This window comes from Chromohalobacter canadensis (genome assembly GCF_029544075.1).
GTDB lineage: Bacteria > Pseudomonadota > Gammaproteobacteria > Pseudomonadales > Halomonadaceae > Chromohalobacter > Chromohalobacter canadensis_A.
The window spans coordinates 95,948-120,125 of record NZ_JAJQJH010000001.1 but is presented as its reverse complement, the minus strand read 5'-3'; the positions used below and the strand labels follow the sequence as shown (position 1 = coordinate 120,125).

Here is a 24,178-nt window from a genome sequence, read left to right as displayed (position 1 = left end):
CTTGTGGGCGAGCGGCGAAACAAAACAGCGATGGCACGTATGCCATCGCCGGAGGCGGACTATAAAGTTTCCACGCGAATGATCAATACCCAACTTTTGTCGTACTAACCATTCACCGAGTTATCGTGAGCACGAAAAGTAACGATTTGTTTCCAGTACAGCTCATCGCGAGGCATCGTCGTCTTGCATCCATTGCGCCCAGATGGCGCGGACTCGGCGACGATGGTCGTCGATATCAGCGACCTCGACCTGGCTCCCGGCCTTGGCCAACGAGGCACGATGGCTGATGCCGCGATAGGTGAGATACGCCTCGCGCAGCTCGCGCGCCTGCTCGGCGGGAAGACGACCGCTTTCCTCCAGCGTTTCGAGAATGCGCATGTTATCGCTAAAGGCGAGCATCTCCGGCGCCTCGTCTCCCAGTCGCAGCACCGCGTACTGACAGAGGAATTCGATATCCACCATGCCACCGGGGTCCTGCTTGAGGTGGAACGTTCCCTCGCGGCTAGCTCGATCACTGCTGCCCAGATGCGTACGCATCTTGCGCCGCATGGCGACGACTGACTCGCGCAGTTTTTCAGGCTCGCGTGGTTGCCCCAGTACCTCCCGGCGCACCACCTCGAATCGCTCGCATAACGCCGCATTGCCAGCAATGGCGCGTGAACGCACCAACGCCTGATGCTCCCAGGTCCAGGCTTGTTGGTGCTGATAGTCGGCGAAGGCGTCAAGCGTCGTCACCAGCAGCCCTGCGTTGCCGGACGGCCGCAAGCGCATGTCCACCTCGTACAGCGCACCGCTGGGCGTCATGGCCGTCAGCAAATGGATGACGCGCTGACCGAGGCGCGTGAAGAAGACCGTATTGTCGAGGGCCTTGGCGCCGTCGGTGGCACCCTTGGGGTCGGCATCATGCAAAAACACCAAGTCCAGATCCGAGCCATAGCCCAATTCGATGCCGCCCAGCTTGCCGTAACCGATGATCGCGAAGTTAGCATCGTCGCTCTCGCGCTCGCCGGGACGGTGCGAGGGGCGACCGTACTTACGTGTTACCTGCTTCCAGGCCATCGCCAGTATCTGCTCGAGAATCACCTCGGCGATGAAGGTGAGATAATCGCTGACCTTCATCAGCGGTCGGGCGCCGACGATGTCGGAGGCCGCAACGTGCAGCACCTGGGCATGCTTGAAGATACGCAGCGCATCGAGCTGGCCTTCTTCGTCGTCCTCGGGGATGCGCGCCAGCGCCTGGCGCAGTTCATCGGCGAGCTCGTCCTTGTCGGCGGGCGAGTACAGCGTGGCGGGGTGCAGCAATTCATCGAGCAGCACGGGATGAAGCGCCAACTGCTCGGCGATCCAGGGGCTCGCAGCGCACAGCCGAATCAACTGACGCAATGCATCGGGATTCTCGCGCAGCAGCGCCAAGTAGGCGGTGCGCCGTAGCACCGCCTCGATCAGCGGCAATACGCGCTCGAGTGCGACATCCGGCGCGTGACTCTCGCCGACAGCCTCGAGCAGCAACGGCATCAAGGCATCGAGACGCTCGAAACCGATGCGTTGCATGGACGCCACGGCGCGCGAACGATGCAAACCGGTAAGCCGCTTGAAAATGGCCTCGGGCATCTCGAACCCCAGCGTCGTCAGCGTCTCGCGGGCCTCCGCCGGGGTCAGCTCCTCGCGCCAGAGTGCGCCCAGTTCCTCGTGTGAGGTATCCTCGGGGACATTCTGCTCATCGTCCTCCTCCTCAGGCGGCGCGATAACGGCGTCGAAATGCTCGCGCACCCGTCCTCGCGCCTCGTCGAGGCGCGCCACGAGCGCCGGCCAGTTGGCCATATCGAGCGCCAGCGCCAAGCGCTCGCGTCCCAAACTATCCTCCGGCAGGGTCTGGGTCTGGCGATCCTTTTGGGCCTGCAAGGCATGCTCAAGATCACGCAGAAAGGCGTAGTCGCTCCGCAGGGCATCGGTCACCTCTCCCGGCAGAAGCTCCAGGTCCGTCAGACAACGCAAGGCCGACGCCAACGAGGTCAGTTGGAGTTCGGTATCACGCCCACCACGAATCAACTGAAATGCCTGGACCACGAACTCCACCTCGCGGATACCGCCGCGGCCAAGCTTGATGTTGTCGGCCATGCCCTTGCGCTTGACCTCGCGATTGATGAGTCGCTTCATCTCGCGCAGCGATTCGATGGCGCCAAAATCCAAGTACTTGCGATACACGAACGGCCGCAGCGAGGCGAGCAGCTCGGCGCCCGCTTCGAGATCGCCAGCCACCGGACGCGCCTTGAGCATGGCGTAGCGTTCCCACTCGCGCCCCTGGTCCTGATAGTAGCTGGCCAGCGTGGCAAAGTTGCCGACCAGCGGCCCACCATCGCCGAGTGGACGCAAACGCATGTCGACACGGAACGCCATGCCTTCGTCGGTCACCGCGTCCAACGCACCGATGAGTTTCTGGCCCAGCTTGGTGAAATATTCTTGATGCGAGAGAGTCCGCCGACCGCCTTCGGTCTCGCCCTCTTCGGAGAAGGCGAAGATCAGATCGATGTCCGAGGACAGATTGAGCTCGCCGGCGCCCAGCTTGCCCATACCCAGTACCACCAGACGTTGCGGCGACCCGTCGGCACGGAGAGCCGGTTGTCCCCAACGCGGCGCATAGTGGTGCTCGAGCCAACTCAGCGCCCCGTCGAGGCAGATCTCCGCCAGGCTGCTGACATCACGTGCGGTGCCCCACATGCCAGCCTCACCGCCCTGACCGCGCGGCGCGCGGCATAGATCACGCCACACGATGCCCAGCATGCGCAGCCGCCGGAAACGGCGTATCGCGGCCTGCATGGCCGCCTCATCTTCGGCGGCTTCGAGGCGCTCGGCGAGTTCCGCCTCCCAGGCCTCGCGCGGCGGCGACTCATCCAGTTCGCCCTCGGCATCCAGCACCGGTAACCAGCCTGGGTCGCGCGCCAGCGTCTCGGTGGCGAAATCGGAAAGCGCTACGACCCGCGCCAGTTCGGCGCGGCGCACGTTTGAGAGCGCCAGCCAGGTAGCACTCGGCATCTCGTCGGCATCAACATCCGCTTCGCTCGACGACCGCTTCGCCTGAGCGACACGATCGACCAGGCACAGCGCATCGTCGAGCCGCTCGGTGGCTTCACCCAGCGCCTCGTGCAACGGTGCGGGAATATCGGCGTCGGGTAGGAATCCTTCGGGCAGGGCCATGACACTCTCCTGGAACGTCCCGGCACTCGACGCCGGGCAAGCATGATGGCCCCAGCTTAGCGGAGCCGCTCGCTTGGAAGCTACAGGCAAGCGCCCCTCATCGCCGCCACGGCAAACCACGCTCGGCGGCGGCGATGAACGCCTCGGCGTTGCGGCGCGGCGATGACGTGATCAGGCTAATACCGACGAACAGCACGCACGCCACCGGCAACGCCCAGATGCCCGGTGGCCAGCCTAGTGGCTTGGCGCCGGTGATATACAGCGCCACGACCCAGGCGCCACCGCCGAGGATGCTCGCCAGGGCGCCCGCCGCACTGCCGCCCCGCCAGAAGAAGGCGCCGATAAGCGCCGGTACGGTGACGACCAGGCCAGTCGAAGCGGCGACCGAGAGCACGGCGATCAGGTCGAGGCGCAATTCGGCGAAGGCCAGCGCCAACAGCGCTATCAGCGGCAACACGGCCTTGCCGACCCACAGTTGGCGGCGTTCGTCGCTTCCTTGGCGGGCCACCGCGTAGACATCCCGCGACAGCATCGACGAGAGCGTCAGCATGATCGAGTCGATGGTCGAGACCGCCGCCGCCAAGATGCCGACCATCACCAGCACGCCGAGTAACGGCGGCACATGCGTGGAGGCCAACAAGGTCGGCGTGGCAAGGTCCGAATTTTCCAGCTCGGGGAAGGCAATCAGCGCCGAAAAGCCCCATAGCACCGAGACGGCGGTATAGACCAAGCCGAAGCACAGAAAGCCCAACAACATGCGGCGCATGGCCTGGAGCGAAGCCGGCATGAAGAGGCGCTGGCTGACTTGAGGGTTGGAAAGGCTGAAGAAGAACCACGGAATCGTCAGGCCGAGGAAGGTCACCGGCGTGAACAGGCCCGAGCCCGGCACGGTAAGCGCCTCGGGATGCTCATCGGCAAGCGTCGCGAACAGCGTCTCGAAACCGCCCAGCGAGGCTACCACCAGTAGCGCCACGGCCGTCGAGGCGACGATCATCAATAGCGCCTGCAGCGCATCGGTCCACATCACCGAGCGAATCCCGGCGATGAAGGTGAATACCAACGCCAGCACGGTGGCGACCGCCACGCCGGTGGTGAAGCCGATCGCACCGTCGGTCATACCGCTCAGCAGATACCCCACGCCCGCCAATTGCACCGCCGCATAAGGGATCAAAAACAGGCTGCTGACCAGCGCCGTGGCGACGGCCACGCCGCGATTCGCGTAGCGGTGTCCCAGCATCTCGCTGGGTGTGACGAAACCGAATGCCTTGCCCACCGCCCAGAAGCGCGGCCCGAAGATGGCTACCAACGAGACCCCGGCGAAGTAGACGATTTCAAAGCCCAACGCACCGACGCCACCGGCGTACGTCAGCCCCGCCAGCCCCACCATCATGAAGGCACTGTAGGTCGTCGCGCTGTAGCTGAGCGCCGACACCAATCCGCCCATGCGCCGCCCGCCAAGGAAATAGTGCGCCATGTCGGTCGCCCCACCGGGAACACGCTCGCGCGAGCGCCATGCCACCCCTAACGCGACGACGACATACACCAGCACCGACGTCCACACGAGCGTCGACGACATGCTCACTTCTCCTTGAAATCGGCGGTGACGAGCAGGTTGAGACCGATCACGGCAAGACCGATCAGCCCCCAGAAGAGCATACTGCCGTACCAGGCCTGAACATCACGCAGCAACGTATAGGGGACAATCACGGCAGCCACCACCAGCACGCCGAGCAATCCAAAACCGACGCGTCGGAACATGGGGCACCTCGCATGAGGGTCGAATGTGGAAAAACCGATCCCGTCGACAGTACGGGTCAGCCGAGGAATTTCTGCCAGGCCAGCAAGATCCAGGTCAGGCCCGCCATGATCAGTGAGATCATCACCGCCGCCGATCCGATATCCTTGGCCCGACCGGACAGCTCGTGATGCTCGGGGCCGATGCGATCGACCACGGTTTCCACTGCGCTGTTGAGCAATTCCACGATCAGCACCAGCGCACAACTGCCCACCAGCAGCAACCATTCCACCGGCGTGGCACCGATCCACCACGCCAGGGGCAGGAGTATCACGCAGATGCCCACCTCCTGGCGAAACGCTGCTTCGTTGCGAAACGCGGCACGCAGTCCCTTGAGCGAATAGCACGTGGAACTGGTTAAGTGGCGCAAGCCGGTCTGGTGGGATTTCATCGCGCTCGATCCTCAACTCAGGGTTCTCGATGGCCGATCACGCAACGACCCGGACGGCGACGTACGCGGCAAAGTGAGATGGTAACAAAGGCGCCACCCAGGGCAACGCCACGCACATGGGACGGTATCCCGCCAAGGTCTCGTTGTCGACACTCTTGGCTTAACGCTAGGCTAATGATTCACGCTCGCTGAAGCGCCCTTCTCATAACCGCAGGAGTCTTCCATGCCCCGTGCACTCATGCTCCATGATGACGCTCCCCGCGCCCGCCTCGAAACGCTCGATGAAAGTCAGCTGCCGGAACACGCGGTACGCGTCGCGATCGACTATTCGGACCTCAACTACAAGGACGCCATGGCGGTTACCGGCCAGGGCAAGATAGTGCGCAACTATCCATTGGTGCCGGGGATCGATTTCGCCGGCACGGTGACAAGCTCTACGGATGCGCGGTTCGCCGCCGACGACCGTGTGATCCTCACCGGCTGGGGCGTCGGCGAGCGTCACTGGGGCGGCTTCGCCGAGGCCATGCGTGTCGATGCCGACTGGCTGGTGCCCTGCCCGCAACCCCTGAGCACGCGCCAGGCAATGCTCTTCGGCACCGCTGGACTCACCGCCATGCTCAGTGTCATGCGACTGAAAGAAGCCGGGCTCAGGCCCGGCGATGGACCGGTCGTAGTGACCGGCGCTAGCGGCGGCGTGGGTAGCTGGGCAGTGTCGATTCTTGCCCATGAAGGTTTCGAGGTTCACGCCATCACCGGCAAGCCGGAGCAGAATGCTTGGCTCGAGGCCCTCGGCGCCCACGCCATTCTGCCCCGCGCCGACTTCGAAGCCCGCGGCCGGCCGCTAGAATCGACGCAGTGGGCGGGCGCCGTGGACACTGTCGGTGGCCAGATCCTGGCCAACCTCCTGGCGCAAATGAACTACGCGGGCAAGGTCGCTGCCGTGGGACTGGCCGGCGATGCCGCACTGCCGACGACGGTGATGCCATTCATCCTGCGCGGCGTGTCGCTGCTCGGCGTGGACAGCGTGTATATCCCGTTCGACCGGCGCCGCGCGGCATGGCAACGCATAGCCGCACTACCCAATGCATTGCTTTCGCACATGCATGTCGAGGAGATTGGCCTCGACGACGTGACCGACCGGGCCCACGCCATGCTCGAAGGCCGCACCCACGGGCGGGTGCTCATTGATCCGCGTCGCTAGACACATGGATCAATGCTGCGCGATGTCAGTGTGAATTGATCATTTCCGTCAGATCCGCCGCCACCAGGGGCAACACCTGCCGCCAGGCGAGATACGGCGTTTGCGAGGTGCCGTTGACTAGCACCGCGAAGCTGCCCCAACGCCCGGTTTGGGTGCGGAAATAGCCGGCCACCGCGCGCACCGTGACTGGCTCGTTGAGCGTGCCGGTTTTGAGCATGACGTGCTGCTGGAAGGTGTCGCTGCCCCGGCGAATGAAATGCATGGGGCCGTTGGTCGGCAGTTGCAGGCCGGCCACGAAGGTCGGAAACAGCGCCGAGCGCTGATACATCGCTGCCAGCAAGGCATTGAGATCGCGGGCCGAGACACGGTTCTCGGGAGTCAGACCACTACCGCTGGCAAGCGTCGGCACGCCGTGGCCCGGCAGCTCTTGGGCGAATCGCATCAGGGCATCACCGGCGTCCTTTAGCTCGGCGCGCGGCTTGGCGACGAGATCCAGTGCCAGGGTATCGGCCATGAAGTTATTGGAATAATTGAGCATGCGCAGCAGCAATTCCTGCAACGGCTTGCCATCCACCGCCGCCAAGCGTTTGGCGGTGGTCGGCGGCGGTGTCGTGCTGGTTGCGTAGCCCTCGACCTCGACCCCTGCTTGCCCGAGCAACGCCATCAAGGTCTTGGCGGTCTGCTCGGCGGGGTCGGAGCTGGCGCGATAGATTTCACGCGAGAAGCTGTCGCGCGCGATTTGCCCACTGACACGCAACGTGTCGCCACGCTCGCTACTGATGCGCTCAGCACTCAGGCGCGTGTCCCCGCCATGCGCCACGGTCTTGACCTGATTATCGAGGCGCGTGAGAGGGGCCACCGTCGCGCAATCGCTGATGGAGGCCGCGCCGCCCATAGCCGCGCCAGGCTTGACCCGATTGCACCAACTGCCGTAATTCACTGCCGCCGAGGACAACAAGGCGCTATAGGCATTATCGGAGCGCGTGCGCGCCTTGCAGCGGTCGGTGGTCACACAGGTTACCGGACCGAAGCGCCACTGGCTGACCACCAATTGGCCATCGACGGCGCGCACGCCGCGTTCGCGCAAGCGTTGCACCAGACGCCATAGATTTTCGCTGGTCAAGGCCGGGTCGCCGCCGCCATCGAGAACCAGATCGCCATGCAGCACGCCCTGGGCATCGACATTGCCGGTGGCCATCAACTGCGTGGTGAAACGATGCTGCGGCCCCCAGCGGTCTAGACTCGCGGCGGCGGTATAGAGCTTGGTGACCGAGGCTGGTGAAAGCCGCCGCGTGGGGTGGATCGCACCCAGATTTTCGCCACTACCCAACAACTGCGCCTGAGCGCCGATCACGAAGCCCTTATCGGCCAACGAGGATAGATTGTCGAAACCCTCGGCCTGCGCGGCTAGCGGCAAGCCCATCAAGATCAGAAGCGAGAGCACACGACGCCCGACACGCTGCGCGGAACGCAGGCGTCGGCATTGGAGCAGCCTACTCAGCATGAGTTTTTTCCTTCCCTGGACGAACATACATCATCCGCCAGGCTAGCAGGGCTCCTCGTCGAGTGCGATGGCGACGCATGATCGAGCGTAGGCATTTTTCGGATAGCGCCTAATGTGAAGACATGCGTGAAAACACCTGGATGATGGCGACCCCGGCGATGATCATTCCCAAACCGAGAATTGCGGGCAAATCGGGTTTCTCGCCATACACCACCACCCCGATCAGCGTGACCAGCACGATGCCAAGCCCGGCCCAGAACGCATAGGCGATGCCCACCGGCAAATCGCGAAGCGCCAGCGTGAGCATATAAAACGCCAATGCATAGCCCACGACCACGGTCACGCTCGGCCATAGGCGAGTAAATTCCTGGGACGCCTTGAGCGCACTAGTGGCCACGACCTCGGCGATGATCGCGATGGCCAAGAATACATACACCATAATCGGTCTCCTGAAAGCCCGTGTTGTCTACTCGCTACGTGGGCAACAACGCAGGGCGGTGCGCCAGCGTCACCGTCAATCGCCATAGTGGTTGGCCGCTGGCGTGATATTTGTGTTCGAAAGGCGTGAGGTACTCGCCCGACGGCTCGCAGGGCTCGAGATGCGGCTCGCACCCCGTGGCTTGCGCCAGTGCCAGAGCCAATTCCTCGAGATAGAGTCGCCAGTTGGAGCGCGCTTCCAGTTTACCGCCGAGCCCCGCCAGGGCCGGAAATACCGGATGGCCATGCCAGCGCATCTTGAGATGCGCTGGCTTGGGATACGGATTGGGATAGAGGAGATAATGACGAGCTGGCTGCCACCCTTCTTGTAGCGCCAAACGCCAGAAATCCACCAGATCGGCACGTATCAGCAAGGCGTTGTCGGGCAGTTCGCCGTGTTCGCGGGACAGGCGGTCGGCGCTGCGGTCGATGCCGATCACCGCATGACCGGGAAAACGCGCGGCCAGACGCCGAGTGGACAGCCCCACGCCACAGCCCGCGTCGAGAATCAACGGTTTGTCCTGTTCTTGCAACCATGTCCGCGCCGCGCCGAACGCGATCCGCGTGTGCGATGCCAACGGCTTTCGCCAAGGGTGCGTCAGCGCCCGCGACACACGCCGTGAGAGGTCCTCGTGCGGCGCGATCTGCTGGGTGACGATGGCGCGGGAATTGGCATGCATGGGCGACTCTGTAAACGACTAAACGAAAATGCCATTCTAGCAGACTGCTGGGCGTGACCGTGCGTCACGACATCGCCCCGTAGGGAGATCGCAGTTGGCGTCATTCCTACTTTATCGGACAGTGTTCGCATGACGCCGCTCGCACCCGGGTGCTATCATTCCCAGACTCATTAAGACGCCACGCGCCTTATCTATACCCTACTAGCGCGATCGCGCGGGTGGGCGCGACATATCCGGCCGACGCGTGCCGGTCACGAATCATGACGCATCGTCATCCACAGCATTACGAGGAACGCGGCTTGTCACAGTTACCGGTGATCGTCGGCATGGGCGGTGTTAACGCCGCCGGCAGAACCTCGGGCCACCAAGCTTATCGCCGAACGATTCTCGACGCTTTGCCCGATACCCTTCAGGCACAAACCATTCTCGCCCTGGCCGCCATGATGCAGCTCGTTTCGCGCATGGAAAGCGGCGGCTGGCAGGATCCCCAGGGCGAAATTCTCGACGACACCGAGGTCGTCGCGCGTTATCGCCAACATGTGCTCGACCATACCCTGATCCGCCGTATCGAGGACGAGCGTTTCGGCAGCGAGGGCATCCCCGCCAATCGCGCCGCACAACTCGATCTCAATGCCGAGCTGACCTTTCGTGTGCGCCGCCGCCAGCTTCCCAACGACGTGCCAGCTACTTGGCAAGTGCGCGAGATCGACAAACGCATGGTCGAAGTCGTGGTCCCACCGGGAGCACTGGACGTGCTGCTCCCCGAACGTCGCAACGCCCTGGTGCGTTCGGCTGGGCAACTGCCCAGCGGCTTTTCGCCGGACACGCTGTATCGCAGCGTGCACCATCCGCGCGGCTTGGCGATGACTATTTTCGGTGCCTCCGACTGCCTCGGCCAGAGCGGTCTCGACTGGGCAGCGCTGCGCAACCGTCTCGACCCAGACGCTATCGCCGTGTATGCCGGTAACTCCATCGGCCAGCTCGACGATGAAGGCTGGGGCGGTCTGCTGCAAAGCTTCGTCAGCGGCGCGCGCGCCACCTCCAAGCAGATGCCGCTAGGCTACGGGCAGATGCCCGCCGACTTTCTCAACGCCTACGTGCTAGGCAGCGTCGGTGCCACCGGCGCCGTGCTCGGCGCCTGCGCCAGCTTCCTCTATAACCTGCGCCTGGGGCTAGAGGACATTCGCAGCGGACGGCGGCGCGTGGTCATGGTAGGCACCAGCGATGCACCGATCACCCCGGAAATCGTCGAGGGTTTCCGCACCATGGGGGCGCTGGCCGATGACGAAAGCCTCAAGACGCTCGATGCCCTGACGCTGCTCACCGACAGTGACTATCAGCGTGCGTGCCGCCCCTTCGCGCGCAACTGCGGTTTCACCATCGCCGAGTCGACCCAGTTCCTGCTGCTGATGGACGACGCTTTGGCGCTGGAAACCGGCGCGCAGATTCTGGGCGCCGTGCCGGGTGTTTTCGTCAACGCCGACGGCTGGAAGCGCTCGATCTCCGCGCCAGGCATCGGCAATTACATCACCTTGGCCAAGGCGGTAAGTCTTGCCAGCGACATGCTCGGCGAGGAGGCGGTACGCAAGCGCAGCTATCTACACGCGCACGGCACCAGCACGCCCAAGAACCGCACCACCGAGTCGCATGTGTTCGACATGGTGGCGCGTGCGCATGGCATCGAGTCGTGGCCAGTGACCGCCGTCAAGGCATTCGTCGGCCATTCACAAGGCGGCGCAGCGGGCGATCAAATGGCCAGCGCCCTGGGGACCTTCGCCCACGGCATTATTCCCGGCATCTTCACCCTCGATGCGGTGGCTGATGACGTCTTCGCCGAGCGCCTGCGCTTCTTCCGCGACCCGATTCCCTTCGAGGCCGATGCGGCTTTCATCAATGCCAAGGGCTTCGGCGGCAATAACGCTACCGGCCTGGTCATTTCGCCGGCCGCCACCGAGCGCCTACTGACTCAGCGCCACGGCCAGCGCGCGATCGACGACTGGAAGCAGCGTCGCGAGACGACCCTAGCCGCTTCCGAGGCATATCTGGCGACATCCGACAGCGGCCAATTCGAGGTCACCTACCGTTTCGGCGAAGGTGTTCTCGAAGGACCGGAACTCTCGATGACGCGCGACACGCTGCATATTCCTGGCTTCGATCAGCCGGTCTCGCTGGCGGTCGACAACCCCTACGGCCGACTGTCATAGACACGTCCGGTCGGCGACACGATTGCCGCCGGCCTTGGGCAACCACTACCCTGTTGGTACCTCGGCACAGGATGTATCCATGAATATCGTGGTCTACCCCGGCACCTTCGACCCCATCACCCATGGTCATTACGACCTGATCGAACGTGCCGCACGCATGTTCGACAAGGTCGTGGTGGCGGTAGCCGCGAGCCCGCGCAAGCAACCCGCATTGTCGCTGGAGACCCGCGTCGCACTGATCGAAGAGATCACCGCCGATCTCGACAACGTCACGGTCGTAGGTTTCAGTGGGTTGCTGACGCAGTTGCTGGATCAGCAAGGGGCACGCATCATCCTGCGGGGATTGAGAGCGGTATCCGATTTCGAATATGAGTTACAATTGGCCAATATGAATCGGGCCCAGGCACCCCATATCGAGAGCTTGTTCCTGACGCCCGCGATAGAAAACTCGTATATTTCTTCCACCATCGTGCGCGAGATCGCGCGTCTCGGGGGAGATGTCTCCAAGCTCGTGCATCCTTGCGTAGTCGACGCATTGAGCCGGCATTTCGCCCCAGACCCAGCGTCGCCCGATACGCAGTAGAGGACACTTTTATGGCCCTGATGATCACCGATGAGTGCATCAACTGCGATGTCTGCGAACCCGAGTGCCCCAATGGCGCCATTTCCCCGGGTGAGGAGATTTACGTCATCGACCCCAACTTGTGCACCGAGTGCGTCGGTCATTTCGACGAGCCCCAGTGCCAGCAGGTGTGCCCGGTCGACTGTATTCCCCTCGATCCCGAACGCAGCGAAACCCACGACCAGCTCATGCACAAGTATCGACTGATTACCGCCGCCTGAGCGCGGCCAGGCACGATACGCAGCGTCGACGGCCCGCGAGGGCAGTCTCCGCACCCCTCCGTTCTTTTCATGTCTCGCGGGCGACTCGCCAGGCGTAAACGTCCAACGCAAACAACGGAATCCCGTGTCCACTTCACGCTCCCCGACACGCATCTGGCCACTCGCCTGGCCGATCATTCTTTCCAACATCACCGTGCCATTGCTGGGGTTGGTGGATACCGCTGTGGTCGGCCACCTGCCGGATTCACGCTACATGGCCGCCGTGACCCTCGGCGCGATGCTGTTCAGTTTCCTCTACTGGGGATTCGGCTTCCTGCGCATGGGCACCACCGGCCTGACCTCTCAGGCCATGGGGCGCGAGGACGACAGCGACATCCGCAACCTGCTGGGACAAGCGTTATTGCTGGCATTGGGTATCGGCGCGATCTTGATCCTGCTCGCCGAACCGCTCATCAGCTTCGGCCTTTACCTGCTCGATGGCAGCGAGGCCGCCATGTCACTGGCGGCGAGTTATGCCCATATTCGCATCCTCTCGGCTCCGGCGGTGATGGCCAATTACGCGATTCTTGGCTGGTTCCTCGGCCAGCAGAATTCGCGGGTCACGCTGGCGATCATGGTACTGACCAATAGCGTCAACATCGTGCTCGACCTGGTGTTCGTGGTCGGCCTGGGCATGACCAGCGACGGTGTAGCCTGGGCCACGGTGATCGCCGATTACACGGCGTTGGCCGTTGGACTATGGCTGGTGGCGCGTCAATTGAAGCTGCTTAAGGGGCGCTTCCTGCGCCAGCGACTGCTGCGCCTTGCTGCCTACTCGGAGCTTTTTCAGGTCAACCGGCACTTGTTCGTGCGCACGCTGGGGCTGCTGTTCGCCATGGCCTTCTTCACCGCCCAAGGCGCCAGTCAAGGCGATACGATACTCGCCGCCAACGCCGTGCTGATGCAGTTCATCATGATCACGTCCTACGCGCTGGACGGCTTCGCCCATGCCGCCGAGGCCTTGACCGGCCGCGCCGTGGGACGCCGTGACTGGCCGCTGTTCGGAGCCTCGGTACGCGCCGCGGCGCGCTTCTCATTGATAACCGCGGGCGTCGCCATGGCGGCGTTCTTCTTTGGTGGCGACCACCTAATCGCCCTGCTCACCGATCTCCCAGACGTTCGCTCCACGGCGGGCGAGTATCTGCCCTGGATGATCGTCATGCCGGCCATCGCGGTATGGAGCTATCTGCTCGATGGCGTCTTCATCGGCGCCACCGCGACCCGCGAAATGCGCGATACCATCCTGCTGGCGCTCGCCGTCTACCTGCCGGCGTGGTGGTTCACGCAACCGCTGGGCAATCATGGCCTGTGGCTCGCCTTCACGGCTTTCACCCTGGTGCGCTCGGCAAGTCTCGCCGCCGTCTACCTGCACTACCGACGCACGCGCTGGACAAGCGCCGCGATGCCCGCCTGCGACCAAGGGATACAGGACCAAGGTTGAGTGATCGGCACGTCTCCCGAGCGGCTATCGTTATCATCATGACAACGACCTCCTGGAGAGGCTCTCATGCTGAAGCTGCTGTCCCGCCCCGCGGTGCGCCTGGTCGAGCGCTACCTGCCCGATCCTTACATCTTCGTGCTGATCCTGACCCTGGTGGCGGCCATCGCGGCCATGCTGGTCGAGCGGCAGTCGCCGCTGGCGATCATGCGCTACTGGGGAGACGGCTTCTGGGGACTGCTGTCCTTCTCGATGCAGATGCTGCTGGTGCTGGTCACCGGCTTCATGCTGGCCAGCAGCCCGCCCGTCAAGCGCCTGCTCGACAGGATCGCCCGGCTCGCCAAGGGCCCGGCCGGCGCCATCGTGCTGGTGTCGCTGGTCTCGCTGGCCGCCAGCTGGATCAACTGGGGCTTCGGCCTGGTCATCGGTGCCCTGTTCGCCAAGGCCCTCGCACGGCAGGTGCGTGTCGACTACCGCCTGTTGATCGCCAGCGCCTATTCGGGCTTCGTGGTATGGCACGGCGGCTTGGCCGGCTCGATTCCCTTGACCATCGCCACCGAAGGGCATTTCACGGCGGACCAGATCGGTGTCATTCCCACCTCCGAGACCATCTTCGCGTTCTTCAACCTGGCCATCGTGCTGGCGATGTTCGTCGCCGTGCCGCTGGTCAACCGGTTCATGCTTCCCGACGAGCGTGACAGCGTCTACATCGACCCCGCACAACTCGACGACGCCCCACGTGATCTCGGTCCCGCCACGCGTCCGGCGGAACGCCTGGAAAAGAGCCCCTGGCTGTCCTGGCTGGTCGGCATTCCCGGATTGCTGTTCCTGCTCGACCATTTCGTATTCCGCGACGGCGGCCTGAACCTCAACGTGGTCAACTTCCTGTTCCTGTCCCTGGCCATCGTGCTGCATCGCACGCCCCGCAGCCTGCTGGACAGCCTGCACGAGGCCATCAAGGGCGGCACCGGCATCGTCATCCAGTTTCCCTTCTACGCCGGTATCATGGCGATCATCATGCAGTCGGGACTGGCGCAGACGCTTTCCGAGGGGTTCGTGGCGCTTTCCACCGCCCAGACGCTACCTTTCTGGTCGTTCATCAGTGCCGGCATCGTCAACCTATTCGTCCCTTCGGGTGGCGGGCAATGGGCCGTCCAGGCCCCGGTCATGCTGCCCGCTGCCGCCTCGCTAGGCGCGGACATCCCCCGCATCGCCATGGCGGTCGCCTGGGGCGATGCCTGGACCAACCTACTGCAGCCGTTCTGGGCGCTCCCCATGCTGGCCATCGCGGGTCTCAAGGCCAAGGACATCATGGGCTTCTGCCTGATTCAGTTGGTGGTGACGGGCATCATCATCGCGCTTGGGCTGACCTTTCTGTAAACCGGCCCCCGTCCGCGCATCGAACGGCAGACGGAAGCGACAAGGCGGGGCAAAACATGGTACATCTTGCGCCTCTATTCATTCCTCGACCTCAGTAGGACTGTGACCCATGGCGCCTGACGACCTCCCCCGCCAGCACGAACTTACCATGACGGTGCTGATGACTCCCGACATGGCCAACTTCAGCGGCAAGGTACATGGCGGGGCGATTCTCAAGAAGCTCGATGAAGTCGCCTATGCCTGCGCTAGCCGTTACTCCGGCTCCTATGTCGTTACGCTGTCGGTGGATCAGGTACGGTTCAAGCAACCAATTCTCGTTGGTGAACTGGTCACCTTTCTGGCCTCGGTCAACTATGTCGGGCGCTCCTCGATGGAGATCGGCATCAAGATCATCGCCGAGTCGATCCAGGATCGCGTGATTCGCCACACCAACAGCTGCTACCTGACCATGGTCGCGGTAGATAGCGATGGTAATCCCAACCCCGTGCCACAATTGCAACTCGATACGCCATTACAGAAGCTGCGCTTCGAGAAGGCCAAATTACGCAAGCAAATGCGCAAGCAAGAGGAGCAGGAAGAACAGCGCGCCCAAGCTCATCTCAATGAGACCCGCGAGGCGCCCTGACGCGACACCGCGTAACTGGTAGCGTAACAACGTGCATGACGCCTGCCGCCGCCTTGGCGCGGCGCCGCCGACGGAGAATTTGATGAGCGCACCCTCCACCGCTGGCTCGCGCCGACGCGAGCGCCTTTATCTCGTCTGGGACATGGCCATCGTGGTGTTGGTCTCGGCAAACCTGTTGTTGCTGCTCGTCGACAGCCTGTTCCTCGTGCCACCGTTGAATGACGGGCTCGAAGCGCTGGCGCCGAATCTCCACCAAGCTTACGACAGTGCCATTCACCAGCGTTTCATGACCATCGACCTGGTCTTCGTCAGCATCTTCCTGCTCGATGTCCTGGCCGGTTGGGCGGTGGCCATCGCCGAGCGCCGCTACGCGCGCTGGTTCTTCTACCCGTTCGTGCACTGGTACGACGTGCTGGGGTGCATTCCGGTCAGCGGCTTCCGCCTCCTCCGTGTACTGCGCCTCATCTCGCTGCTGATTCGATTGCAGCGCCTGGGGGCGATCGACATACGCCGCTGGCGTCTATATGCCTTCTTCGAGCGCTACTACCGCGTACTCATGGAGGAGCTTTCCGACCGCGTAGCGACACGCCTGTTGAGTAGCCTGCAAGAGGAAGTCCAGCGCAGCGACGACTTCACCAAACGTCTCTCTGAAAAGGTGATCCAGCCGCGCAAGTCGGCGCTTGTCGACGAGATCGCCAGGCGCCTAGAAACCACCGTCGACAAGAGCTATGCCGAGAATCATCAGGAGGTGCACCGCTACGTGGCGACCTTAGTTACCCGTACGCTCGAGGAAAACCAGGAACTCGCCCGGCTGAGACGCCTCCCCATGGGCGAACACGTGGCCCAGGCCATGGAACGAAGCCTGAGCGACGTTGCCAGCCGCGTGGTCCACGAGGCCATCGATGGACTCCGTTCGCCGCGTTTCAGGAGCCTCATCGGCGACTTGGCTGGAAGCGGCATTGATGCCTGGCTATACGTCGACCAGCGCACCGACCGCGTCACCGAGCAAGTGTTGATCGAAACGCTGGAAATGCTCAAGGACGAGATCGCTGTACAGCGCTGGAGAGATGAACTCGACCTCAGGTGAGCCGCAAGGTGGTATACGGCGCCTCGCAGGCGTGGCGTTCGTCACGCTCATCGATGCTACCCAACGACATGTCGCGATCGTTGTCGTAAGCTACGAACAAGCGCTCGCTATCCAGAATCGCCAGGCCTTCCGCCTTGTGCTCGAACTCCAGGGCCTCTCCGGCCATCGTGCGAACCAGCGTCGGCGCTTGCCCTGCCGCGAATTCCTCTAGCGACACGACCCAAAGGTAGCCACCGATGCGCTCTTCTTCCTCCTCTTCGACTTCGAAGCTCGTCAATAGAAACAGGCGCTGGTGATGTGGGTCGTACTCCAGGCTGGACAGGCCGCAGTCATAGCGCACCTCGGGCTGCTCCCAGGGCGAGAAGCGGTAGAACTCACGTAGCCTGTCGACGAACACCAGATTGCCATGGGCATTGATGCTGTAATGCGCCCCCACGACACGACACACGTAGTCGAAGTCTTCGTGCGAATAGCCTTGTTCGCGCACGCCGAAAAGCAGTAGCCCATCACCGCGCTCTCCCGGAATCGCCGCCAGACCTTCTATCTTGTAATACGGGTAGCCAATGGCGCCGTCGAGTTTGTTGCGCAATTCCAGTGAGCCTTCGACGCCGTCACGCGGGTCCGGATCGACCACTTGGACCTGTTCGGGCTCGCCCAGCGGCCAGATCAGTAAATGGTTGTAGGCATTGAGTGCATGGCTTTCCATGTCGATGCGATCGAATCCAGTGGTCGCCAATACGTAGCGACCGTCGGCGGTCAACGCGAAGTCCTCGTACTTGACTGCCCGCTTGATGGCGTCCGCCGTGAAGTACTCCAGGCCGCGATCATCGGGGCCAGCAGCAGTGATCGGGACAGAGAAGACAGCCGAACGTGTGTCACCAGGAATCGGCTTGTCGCTGGCCAGGATCAGACGCTGGCCATCATAGACGACGGCCGACACTTCGACGTTGACCAGTTTGCCCGCATCATCGCGTAGCCCGGTGGGGAAGCAATGCAGGGTCCCTTCTTGCAAAATCTCGGCATGCGGCATGGGGCGACCTCCTTGATCGCGTAATTCATGAATGCGTTCAGCGTAACCCGAAATTCGCTCGCGTGGCGACGCATGCCGGTTGCTTGCGACGCCGAGGGTCGGCAGGCAAGCTGGTCATCTGTGTGGAGCATGACGCTCCCGGCGATAAAACACATGAGAACGACATGCTGGAAGGATGGATCTCGCTCGGCCCCGCCGCGCTGTACATGGTCTCGATGAGTATCACGCCGGGGCCCAATAACGTCATGCTCACCGCCTCAGGTGCCAATTACGGCTACCGGCGCACCCTGCCGCACCTGCTGGGGATCGCTGTGGGCTGTTTCGTGTTGTTCACGGCCATCGCCCTGGGGCTGGGGGTGATCTTCGAACGCTACCCCGTGGTGCAGAACGCGCTACGCCTGATCGGCAGCGCTTACTTGCTGTACCTGGCCTGGAAAATCGCCACCGCACCACCGCCCGAATTTCGCGACGACAGCGACGCGCGCCCACTAAGCTTATGGCAAGCGGCGGCCTTTCAGTTCGCCAACCCCAAGGCCTGGGTCATGGGCTTGGCGCTGATGGCCGGCTTCCTTCCCGAGAGCGGCCCCGTATGGCTGAATGCCTTACTCCTGGCCGGGCTCGCCGAAGTCGTGGCCTTCCCATGCATCTCGCTATGGGCCGGGTTCGGCATGGCCATCCGCCACTGGCTGACCACGCCCCAGGCCTGGCGGCGTTTCAATGTCGTCATGGGCGTGCTCACCGCCGCCTGTGTGTTTTTCATCCTCAGCTAGGGGGGGCGCCTGCTTAGCCGCAGATCAGCTCGACGATGTTGTTCTGGTCGTCGAATTTGACATTAAGACGATCGGCCCGGTAGTCCATCGTCACTGCCTGGTTGGGGCCAATGACACGAACTCGCTCGGCATCGCTGTCCGTTTCCAACTCCGCCAGTGTTTTATCGGTGGCACGTTGGCCCAGATAACCCTGCAGCGCTTCGGCACCGCAAGCGTCGCGTTGTGTCATCGACGGTGGTTGTGGTGCCTCGTCCGGTGCCGGGCCGCCGGCACACCCCGCCAGCATGAGCGTCATCACTGCGCTGCCAAGAGCACGTTTGCTCATATCGTTTCCTCTTCGTCGCTGGAGTCACTCATCAGCGTATCCAAGCAGTGTACTGAAGACCAGGCGCATTCCCTCTCGCTGCGCAAGCCGAGAATGCTAGACTCAAGGCTGGAGCAGTCGCAACGCCTGTCACTTCCAAGGAGCCAGGAACCATGCAAGGAACCTTCAAGTATTTCTCCACCGCCGTGCTCGGCCTGGCTGCCGGAGCGGCATTGTCGTTGACGCCGGCGTTCGCCGACGAGCCCGTGCGCGTCTCCTCGAAGATCGACACAGAAGGGGCCTTGCTCGGCAATATGATCGTCAAGCGCCTGGAGCACGCCGACATTCCCGTCGAGGACAAACTGCAGCTAGGTCCGACCAACATCGTGCGCAGTGCCTTGCTCGAAGATGAGATCGACCTGTATCCCGAATATACCGGCAACGGGGCGTTTTTCACGCAAACCACCGATGATGCCGCATGGAAACGCGCAGGCGAGGGTTACGAGAAGATCCGCGCCTACGATAAAGAACACAACGACCTGATATGGCTCACCCCGGCACCGGCCAATAATACCTGGGCCATCGCGTTGCGCCGTGACGTCGCCGACGAGCACGATCTCTCCACTATGGAGGATTTCGCCGCATGGGTACGTGATGGCGGTGAGATCAAGCTAGCTGGCTCCGCCGAATTCGTGGAAAGCGATGCCGCTTTGCCCAGTTTCCAGCGTGCCTACGATTTCAAGCTCGACCAAGACCAGTTGCTGGTACTCTCTGGGGGCAATACTGCAGCGACCATTCGCGCCGCCGCCGAGAACACCAGCGGTACCAACGCCGCCATGGTCTACGCCACCGATGGCGCTATCCCCGCCGCCAATCTCAAGGTCATGGACGACACCCAAGGCGTGCAGATGGTCTACGAGCCGGCACCGGTTATCCGCCAAGCCACGCTCGATACCTATCCGCAGATTCCTGAACTGCTCACCCCCGTTTTCGAAGGGCTCGACCGGGAAACCTTGCAGTCGCTCAATCGCCGAATCCAGGTCGATGGTGAACCGGCTGGCGATGTCGCCGAGGATTACCTGGAATCACAAGACTTGCTCGACTGACGGCTGCCGGTGTCTGTTCCTCACGTTCCCACGAGCGGCACGGCCAGTGCTCGCCTGGTGGCCAATCGCGTTCTGGTCACGCTGCTAGGCGCGGGGCTCCTGGCGGCTTGGCTATTGCCCTTTGCCACGATGTCGCCCAACCGCCTGGCCTCTGGGCAAACCGTCGGCCTGAGCGAGGCGTTATCAGCCTGGCAGGTGATCGCTCTTCTAGCCCTGAGCGCGGTGCTGGCCGTAGCAGCGCTGAGACGCCCGCTACCGCGCGAACTCGCCCATAGAGCGGTCTTGCTAGCCAGCCTGGGGCTGTTGCTGATCACGCTGTATAGCCTGGGCGACTTCGCGCAGCGCACGCTGGTCGAAAAATCGCCGTCGGCGCGGGTCTCACAAGGGGCGGCTTTCTGGGTAATGGTCTTCTGCTGCGCCCTGGCGGCCATCGATGCCTTTCAGCGCGCCTCCAGCGGCTGGCTACTGCGTCTGGGTTACATGCTGATCGCGGGAGGCAGCGTGGCGATGTTGTTCGCCAGCGGCCATTTCGACGATCTGTCGATCATGCGCGAATACGCCAACATCCGCGATAACTTCAGTGATCAGCTCATCACGCACTTGGTGCTGGTAGGCTCCGCGCTGGGGCCGGCGTTGCTCCTCGGCGTTCCACTGGGCCTGCTGGCTCATCGCCGCGTACGCCTGCAGGGAACGCTCTTCAGCGTGCTCAATTTCTTCCAGACGATTCCCTCGATTGCCCTGTTCGCCCTGCTTGTCGCGCCGCTTTCGGCACTCGGCAACGCCTTCCCATTGCTCGGCGAATGGGGCGTCAAAGGCATCGGCGCCGCCCCGGCCATCATCGCGTTGGTGATGTATGCACTGCTGCCTGTAGTGCGCAATACCTATGCCGGCCTCAAGGGCGTGCCGCCCGCCACCGTGGAAGCCGCACGCGGTATGGGCATGACCGCGCGTCAGGTGCTGTGGCGCGTGGAGATCCCTTTGGCGCTGCCGGTCATGCTCTCGGGACTGCGCATCGTCACCGTGCAGGCCATCGGCCTGACCGTGGTGGCGGCGCTGATCGGTGCCGGGGGGCTGGGCGCCTTTATCTTCCAAGGCCTCGGCCAATATGCCATCGACCTGGTCCTGCTCGGCGCGATCCCGACCATCGTGCTGGCAGTGATCGCCGATTTCACGCTGCAAATGCTGGTCGTGCTGAGCAAGCCGGCCGGCACCCGCCGATAGGTAACACCGATGATCGAACTTCAGGGATTGACCAAGCGGTATGGCGAAACACGCGTTGTCGACGACATCTCGCTGACCGTGGAACAGGGCGAATTCTGTGTTCTCATCGGCCCATCGGGATGCGGCAAATCGACTACGTTGAAGATGATCAATCGCCTGATCGCGCACAGCGAGGGGAAAATCCTGGTGGGCGGCGAAGATATCACTAGCCTGCCGCCGGAACGCCTACGTCGTCGCATCGGCTATGCCATCCAGTCGATCGGGCTGTTCCCGCACTGGCGCGTCGCGGACAATATCGCCACCGTGCCCAAGCTACTCAAGTGGCCATCATCACGCATTGCCGAGCGCGTCGAAGAATTGCTGGCACTTTTTCAGCTCGATGATGATGGATTACAAGACAAGTATCCGCATCAGCTCTCGGGCGGTCAGGCGCAGCGTGTTGGTGTGGCCCGTGCCCTGGCCGCCGACCCCGATGTGCTGCTGATGGACGAGCCCTTCGGCGCCGTCGACCCTCTGACACGCGATACCTTGCAGGCCGAGTTGGCACGTGTGCACCGCCAAACCGGGAAGACCATAGTCTTCGTCACCCATGACATGGACGAGGCCTTGCGCCTGGCCTCCCGTGTGGCGTTGCTCAATGCCGGTCAGTTGGTGCAGTACGATCGCCCGGCAGAACTGCTGGTCGCACCCGCCAACGATTTCGTGCGGGACTTCATCGGGCGCGCCGACTTAGGCCTCAAGCTGCTCTCGCGGCGCCGGGTCGAGGAGTATTGTCGGCCCGCCCAGCGCACGCGCAACAACGCCATCGCCAGTGCGCCCATCACCTGGCAGGTAGACGCCGACGATCGCCCCATGGCACTACTGGGCGGTCGTCTGGGTGAGCCCGAGACAGCACGCACGGTGGTCAATCCCGAGTGGACCGCCACGCCGGAGATGTCGATGAAGGAGGCATTGTCACGCATGGTGTGGTTTCGCGTGACGGCCTTGCCAGTGCTCGATGTCGAGGGGCGCCTGCTGGGCGAAGTGACGATGTCGGGCGTCATGGGGCATCGGCCATGAACGTCAGCGCACTGCCCCGCCCTCCCTCCTCGCGCCGGGTCCTGCTGATCTCTCTCAGCGTTTTGCTGATCGCGCTGATGCTAGGCATGGAACAGTTGGCGCCACTGTTTCGGGCGTTATTTCCCGATCAAGATCCGGCGATGTACCAGCGCGAGAGCTTTCTCAACCTGACGCTCGCTCATCTCGCTCTGGTGCTGGTGTCGTCGCTCATTTCGGTGAGTGTCGGCGTTGCAGCGGGGCTTTTTGTCACGCGGCCAGCAGGGCGCGAGTTCGAGCCCTTGGTGTCGACGCTGGCCGCTATCGGCCAAACCTTCCCTCCGGCAGCAGTGCTGGCCATCGTCGTGCCGATCGCCGGTTTCGGCTTCGTCCCCACCTTGGTGGCGCTGGTGCTCTATGGCCTCTTGCCTGTGGTGCAAAACACCGTCGCCGGGCTGGGCACAGTGCCATCGCAAACGCTCGAGGCCGCACGCGGTAACGGCATGAACGCTTGGCAGATCCTATGGCGTATCGAACTCCCTCTGGCGATGCGTGTCATCATCGCCGGCGTACGCGTCTCGGTGATCATCAACATCGGCACAGCGACGATCGGCTCCACGGTCGGTGCCAAGACACTGGGCACACCTATCATCGCCGGCCTGGTCGGCAACAATCTGCCGTACGTGATTCAAGGTGCGGTACTGGTAGGCCTTCTGGCTATCGTCACCGACTTGGCGTTCGAACGCTTGGAACAACGCTTTTCATTCGGTGAGAGTGGCAAGGCGTAGTAACGAAAGTCACGCCTCATCAGGTATGCTTATTAACGATAGGAAAAACTGCGCGGCAAGTGTTATCAGGGAAGGGAGGGCAAGCCTGATAACAGCATAGATGAACCGCCGCCCCCTGCGGGACGGCGGCAGCAAGTGTCAATCGGCCGCTTCTTGAACCTCTTCACCGCCTTGCTCGATATCTTCACCTGCACCTTCAAACGTGTTGCAGCCACTGATTGCACCAGCAGAAAACATCAGCAGCAGGGAAAAGGCCAGTATTCTTTTCATAGTCGTGTCTCCTTCACGGTATCAAGCGGGAACATTCCCGCGGGTCCAAACCCATTTCTTGGGTAATCTTATCCGCCATATCGGCGGCACGCCCACAACGTAGCAAAGCTAGCGGTGCTGTGCATCCTTTCCATGATTCAGTTGGTTGCGGCATCCTGCATCGCTTCACCGCCACGCTCGATATCCTCGCCCGCGCCGTGGATGGTGTTACAACCACTCAGCACCGCCAACAGCAGAAGACCCAAGATCGCAATCGATGTACGCTTCATGCGTTTTCTCCGGCAAACACCGCTCACTTAGCGGAAGGCACGGCCCTATACCGTGTAACCTAACGTTAGCATAGCCAGACACTTTACGACGATTTTCAGGAGCTCCGCGCATGACTGACTTCACCCCGCATCCACGCTTGGCGGCCGACTCCCATTACGTCGCCGACCTGTCCCTTTGTCAGGTACGCTTGAACGACGACGCGCGCTATTCCTGGCTAGTGCTAATCCCCCGCCGCGACGATATCCGCGAAGTCTACGAACTCTCCGCCGACGATCAGGCCACGATGTGGCAGGAAGCCACCGAGGTGGGGCGCCGCTTGATGGCTCACCATGACGGCGACAAGCTCAATCTGGCGACGCTAGGCAATCAGGTCGCGCAGTTGCACCTGCATGTCATCGTCCGCCACCAAGGCGATGCGGCATGGCCGGGACCGGTGTGGGGCCAAGGCACGCCGCAGCCGTATGACGACGCGACGCTTAACACACACCTGACGACACTGCGCGACCTATTGGCGCCATAGGCCAA

At 62.6% G+C, this 24,178-nt stretch carries 25 protein-coding genes; 14 read left to right on the top strand and 11 right to left on the bottom strand.

Annotation, left to right across the window (positions count from 1 at the left end):
• Positions 1–162: 162 nt before the first annotated feature.
• The 4 genes from glnE to LUN51_RS00580 all read right to left on the bottom strand — a co-directional run bounded on the left by glnE (position 163) and on the right by LUN51_RS00580 (position 5,381).
• The gene (gene glnE, locus LUN51_RS00595) at positions 163–3,195 is read right to left on the bottom strand and encodes a bifunctional [glutamate--ammonia ligase]-adenylyl-L-tyrosine phosphorylase/[glutamate--ammonia-ligase] adenylyltransferase (protein ID WP_277809688.1); all 3,033 of its coding nucleotides are present in this window, start codon (positions 3,193–3,195) and stop codon (positions 163–165) included.
• 97 nt (positions 3,196–3,292) lie between these two features.
• Positions 3,293–4,771: a sodium:solute symporter family protein gene (locus LUN51_RS00590; protein WP_277809687.1), complete on the bottom strand. Its 1,479-nt coding sequence runs from the start codon at positions 4,769–4,771 to the stop codon at positions 3,293–3,295.
• 2 nt (positions 4,772–4,773) lie between these two features.
• Entirely contained in the window at positions 4,774–4,953 is a 180-nt protein-coding gene (locus LUN51_RS00585; protein WP_075367702.1) for a hypothetical protein, read from the bottom strand.
• A gap of 56 nt (positions 4,954–5,009) precedes the next feature.
• Positions 5,010–5,381, bottom strand: a complete 372-nt coding sequence (locus LUN51_RS00580) for a diacylglycerol kinase (protein WP_246919257.1) — start codon at positions 5,379–5,381, stop codon at positions 5,010–5,012.
• Positions 5,382–5,604: 223 nt separating this feature from the next.
• Here LUN51_RS00580 and LUN51_RS00575 point away from each other — a divergent pair, with 223 nt between their 5' ends.
• Positions 5,605–6,582 carry an MDR family oxidoreductase gene (locus LUN51_RS00575; protein WP_277809686.1) on the top strand — a complete coding sequence of 326 codons (978 nt, stop codon included), beginning with the start codon at positions 5,605–5,607 and terminating at the stop codon, positions 6,580–6,582.
• Between the two features lie 25 nt (positions 6,583–6,607).
• On the opposite strand, the gene dacB is transcribed toward LUN51_RS00575, so the two are convergent.
• The 3 genes from dacB to trmB all read right to left on the bottom strand — a co-directional run bounded on the left by dacB (position 6,608) and on the right by trmB (position 9,243).
• Entirely contained in the window at positions 6,608–8,086 is a 1,479-nt protein-coding gene (gene dacB, locus LUN51_RS00570) for a D-alanyl-D-alanine carboxypeptidase/D-alanyl-D-alanine endopeptidase (protein WP_277809685.1), read from the bottom strand.
• 109 nt (positions 8,087–8,195) lie between these two features.
• Positions 8,196–8,528 (bottom strand): DMT family transporter, encoded by a 333-nt coding sequence (locus LUN51_RS00565; protein WP_431355558.1) that lies wholly within the window; start codon positions 8,526–8,528, stop codon positions 8,196–8,198.
• 31 nt (positions 8,529–8,559) lie between these two features.
• Complete coding sequence (gene trmB, locus LUN51_RS00560; protein ID WP_277809683.1) at positions 8,560–9,243, bottom strand: tRNA (guanine(46)-N(7))-methyltransferase TrmB; 684 nt, start codon at positions 9,241–9,243, stop codon at positions 8,560–8,562.
• A 260-nt stretch (positions 9,244–9,503) separates the two neighbouring features.
• Between trmB and LUN51_RS00555 the strand changes: the two genes are divergently transcribed.
• The 7 genes from LUN51_RS00555 to LUN51_RS00525 all read left to right on the top strand — a co-directional run bounded on the left by LUN51_RS00555 (position 9,504) and on the right by LUN51_RS00525 (position 16,859).
• On the top strand, positions 9,504–11,447 hold the full coding sequence (locus tag LUN51_RS00555) for a beta-ketoacyl synthase (RefSeq protein WP_277809682.1): 1,944 nt from the start codon (positions 9,504–9,506) through the stop codon (positions 11,445–11,447).
• A 79-nt stretch (positions 11,448–11,526) separates the two neighbouring features.
• Entirely contained in the window at positions 11,527–12,030 is a 504-nt protein-coding gene (coaD, locus tag LUN51_RS00550; protein WP_277809681.1) for a pantetheine-phosphate adenylyltransferase, read from the top strand.
• Between the two features lie 11 nt (positions 12,031–12,041).
• A complete protein-coding gene (locus LUN51_RS00545; protein ID WP_011508227.1) occupies positions 12,042–12,290 on the top strand; it encodes a YfhL family 4Fe-4S dicluster ferredoxin in 249 nt (82 codons plus the stop codon).
• 124 nt (positions 12,291–12,414) lie between these two features.
• A complete protein-coding gene (locus LUN51_RS00540) occupies positions 12,415–13,770 on the top strand; it encodes an MATE family efflux transporter (RefSeq protein ID WP_277809680.1) in 1,356 nt (451 codons plus the stop codon).
• A gap of 66 nt (positions 13,771–13,836) precedes the next feature.
• Positions 13,837–15,147 carry a short-chain fatty acid transporter gene (locus tag LUN51_RS00535; protein ID WP_277809679.1) on the top strand — a complete coding sequence of 437 codons (1,311 nt, stop codon included), beginning with the start codon at positions 13,837–13,839 and terminating at the stop codon, positions 15,145–15,147.
• Positions 15,148–15,256: 109 nt separating this feature from the next.
• Positions 15,257–15,772 carry an acyl-CoA thioesterase gene (locus LUN51_RS00530; RefSeq protein WP_277809678.1) on the top strand — a complete coding sequence of 172 codons (516 nt, stop codon included), beginning with the start codon at positions 15,257–15,259 and terminating at the stop codon, positions 15,770–15,772.
• 82 nt (positions 15,773–15,854) lie between these two features.
• The gene (locus LUN51_RS00525; RefSeq protein WP_277809677.1) at positions 15,855–16,859 is read left to right on the top strand and encodes an ion transporter; all 1,005 of its coding nucleotides are present in this window, start codon (positions 15,855–15,857) and stop codon (positions 16,857–16,859) included.
• Here LUN51_RS00525 and LUN51_RS00520 read toward each other — a convergent pair.
• Positions 16,852–17,889 (bottom strand): hypothetical protein, encoded by a 1,038-nt coding sequence (locus LUN51_RS00520; protein ID WP_277809676.1) that lies wholly within the window; start codon positions 17,887–17,889, stop codon positions 16,852–16,854. The two genes, LUN51_RS00525 and LUN51_RS00520, sit on opposite strands and share 8 nt — an antisense overlap.
• 164 nt (positions 17,890–18,053) lie before the next feature.
• Between LUN51_RS00520 and LUN51_RS00515 the strand changes: the two genes are divergently transcribed.
• A complete protein-coding gene (locus LUN51_RS00515) occupies positions 18,054–18,659 on the top strand; it encodes a LysE family translocator (protein WP_277809675.1) in 606 nt (201 codons plus the stop codon).
• 13 nt (positions 18,660–18,672) lie between these two features.
• Here the strand turns inward: LUN51_RS00515 and LUN51_RS00510 are convergent, their stop codons facing one another.
• Complete coding sequence (locus tag LUN51_RS00510) at positions 18,673–18,984, bottom strand: I78 family peptidase inhibitor (protein ID WP_277809674.1); 312 nt, start codon at positions 18,982–18,984, stop codon at positions 18,673–18,675.
• A 152-nt stretch (positions 18,985–19,136) separates the two neighbouring features.
• Between LUN51_RS00510 and osmF the strand changes: the two genes are divergently transcribed.
• From osmF to LUN51_RS00490, 4 genes are read left to right on the top strand one after another with little or no spacing between them, the layout of a single operon-like run.
• Complete coding sequence (gene osmF, locus LUN51_RS00505) at positions 19,137–20,069, top strand: glycine betaine ABC transporter substrate-binding protein OsmF (protein ID WP_277809673.1); 933 nt, start codon at positions 19,137–19,139, stop codon at positions 20,067–20,069.
• Positions 20,070–20,078: 9 nt separating this feature from the next.
• Positions 20,079–21,290, top strand: a complete 1,212-nt coding sequence (locus LUN51_RS00500) for an ABC transporter permease (RefSeq protein WP_277809672.1) — start codon at positions 20,079–20,081, stop codon at positions 21,288–21,290.
• 9 nt (positions 21,291–21,299) lie between these two features.
• On the top strand, positions 21,300–22,349 hold the full coding sequence (locus LUN51_RS00495; protein WP_075367715.1) for an ABC transporter ATP-binding protein: 1,050 nt from the start codon (positions 21,300–21,302) through the stop codon (positions 22,347–22,349).
• Positions 22,346–23,113 carry an ABC transporter permease gene (locus tag LUN51_RS00490; RefSeq protein ID WP_347276503.1) on the top strand — a complete coding sequence of 256 codons (768 nt, stop codon included), beginning with the start codon at positions 22,346–22,348 and terminating at the stop codon, positions 23,111–23,113. Before LUN51_RS00495 ends, LUN51_RS00490 begins: the two co-directional genes overlap by 4 nt.
• 138 nt (positions 23,114–23,251) lie before the next feature.
• On the opposite strand, the gene LUN51_RS00485 is transcribed toward LUN51_RS00490, so the two are convergent.
• Both LUN51_RS00485 and LUN51_RS00480 read right to left on the bottom strand, forming a co-directional pair.
• On the bottom strand, positions 23,252–23,383 hold the full coding sequence (locus tag LUN51_RS00485) for an entericidin A/B family lipoprotein (RefSeq protein ID WP_040243041.1): 132 nt from the start codon (positions 23,381–23,383) through the stop codon (positions 23,252–23,254).
• Positions 23,384–23,520: 137 nt separating this feature from the next.
• Positions 23,521–23,652 carry an entericidin A/B family lipoprotein gene (locus LUN51_RS00480; protein WP_247639881.1) on the bottom strand — a complete coding sequence of 44 codons (132 nt, stop codon included), beginning with the start codon at positions 23,650–23,652 and terminating at the stop codon, positions 23,521–23,523.
• Positions 23,653–23,762: 110 nt separating this feature from the next.
• On the opposite strand from LUN51_RS00480, the gene LUN51_RS00475 reads away from it, so the two are divergent.
• Positions 23,763–24,173: an HIT domain-containing protein gene (locus LUN51_RS00475; protein ID WP_277809671.1), complete on the top strand. Its 411-nt coding sequence runs from the start codon at positions 23,763–23,765 to the stop codon at positions 24,171–24,173.
• Positions 24,174–24,178: the final 5 nt, after the last annotated feature.